The 1,759-nt window shown below is 29.0% G+C and carries 2 pseudogenes; one reads left to right on the forward strand and one right to left on the reverse strand.

What is annotated here, in order from left to right:
- The first annotated feature begins 510 nt into the window (after positions 1-510).
- Positions 511-1,104 (forward strand): annotated as a pseudogene (locus N518_RS16560) (DUF4142 domain-containing protein).
- Between the two features lie 300 nt (positions 1,105-1,404).
- Here N518_RS16560 and N518_RS17040 read toward each other — a convergent pair.
- Positions 1,405-1,656: pseudogene (locus tag N518_RS17040) on the reverse strand (TonB-dependent siderophore receptor); the annotation flags it as partial.
- Positions 1,657-1,759: the final 103 nt, after the last annotated feature.

Below are 1,759 nucleotides of genomic sequence, written 5' to 3' on the forward strand. Positions count from 1 at the left end.
AAGTTAAGATGATGGTATGACAATTTTATATACTCCATAAACCCTTTAAATTAATTAGGTGGTTTATGTCGCACTTCAAGTTTTACTCTGCCTATTATTTAAATAAATTATGTATATCCAGTTTATTGGAATAATTGAAATATATAATTAAAGTGTCTTGCTATATTAATATTACTTAAAAATAATAGAATTTTTTTTATTTTAAAAGTTTTACTGAAAATAATTTTATACTAGATATTTAACTATAATTTTAAAGCTATTTTTATAATAAATTCTTATTTTTTTGAAATATATAATGACTCTTATAAATAAGAGGAATAATAGTTGGTTTCTTTTTATTAAATTAATTTTTTATACTTTAAGAAACTTTTTAAATTAACTATTTACTTAAAGCTATAATATGTTTATACATTTATCTAACAAAGCAACTGAAAAAGTACACTATTTCCAATTTAATTAGACTATCTTAAAAAAGTTACTTCAATAATAAAACTCTAAAAGGATGCCAAAGTGGAAACTATAACAGTGAAAAAGATAGTCAGCTGTATTGCTTTTAGTAGTATATTAGGCCTGACTGCATGCCAAAGTACAACCAAAGGCCATCACTCTATGGATGATCGAAAACATCATTCTAAAATGTGGCATGATAAGCATGAAGACTTATCTGATAACCAGATTATTAAAATATTGAGTACTGCCAACAATGGCGAGATTATGCAGGCAAACGCGGCCTTGCCAAAGTTAAAAATGGCTCAAGTCCGTCAATATGCTCAGATGATGATTCGTGAACACTCAGCGAATGAGCAAAAAGGTTAAGCATTGGCAACTCGTCTGATGCTAACACCACAGACCAGTGAGATTAGTAAGTTATTACAGCGTGACAGTGATAAGATCGTTGATAAACTTAACAGATCATCTTCTGACACTGATAAAGATTATATGAAGAGCCAAGTGGAAGTACATCGTAAAGTCCTCATGGTTATCGATAAAAAATTGATTCCAAATGCTAAAAACTCTGACTTAAAGAACATGCTTGTTCAAACACGTAGTGCGGTTGCTACACACTTACAAATGGCTGAACAAATGGTTTCAATGATGAAGTAATATTAAAATCATCTATATATTATATATTATATTTTTTAAATAGGTCTAGCATTCATCATGCTAGACCTTTTAAGTTTATATAGTTTGATATTAAGATTAAATTATACAATAAACAGAATGTGACTAATAAAATCTTCTGCTCACAGATATTTTATAAGTATATTAGAAATGTTTTCTCATAAATCAGTATTTTTTAGTTAATTGAAGCCTTATTATTCTTACTTGAAAAATCAGAAATAAGGCTTATTATGCTACCTATTATTTAAAGTAGAATTAAGAGTGAATATCTGCGTTCTTTAACTAAAAACTGTATGTCATACCTAACTTTGCAGTCCGTGGTTGTCCAGGATATACATAGCGGTTAAAAGCGCTATCATCATATTCTTTATTAAAAATATTCATAATATCAAAGCTGAATCTTAAATCAGGATTTAAGTCATAGTACGAAATTAAATCAGTTGTTGCATAACTGCCCATCGTATAAGTATTATTTGCAGTCTGACCTTTTCGGTTACCAATATAACGCTGATTAATGCCTATGCCTAAACCATCAAATAATCCTGGGCGAATTCAAACATGAGGTGCGACAGTTTGAAAAGTCTTATGATAATCAACAAGCTGAGCAAATTTCTCTAATGGTGTAAGCCAATCTAAC

Source organism: Acinetobacter sp. UNC436CL71CviS28 (assembly GCF_000620525.1).
In the GTDB taxonomy this organism is placed as follows: Bacteria; Pseudomonadota; Gammaproteobacteria; order Pseudomonadales; family Moraxellaceae; genus Acinetobacter; species Acinetobacter radioresistens.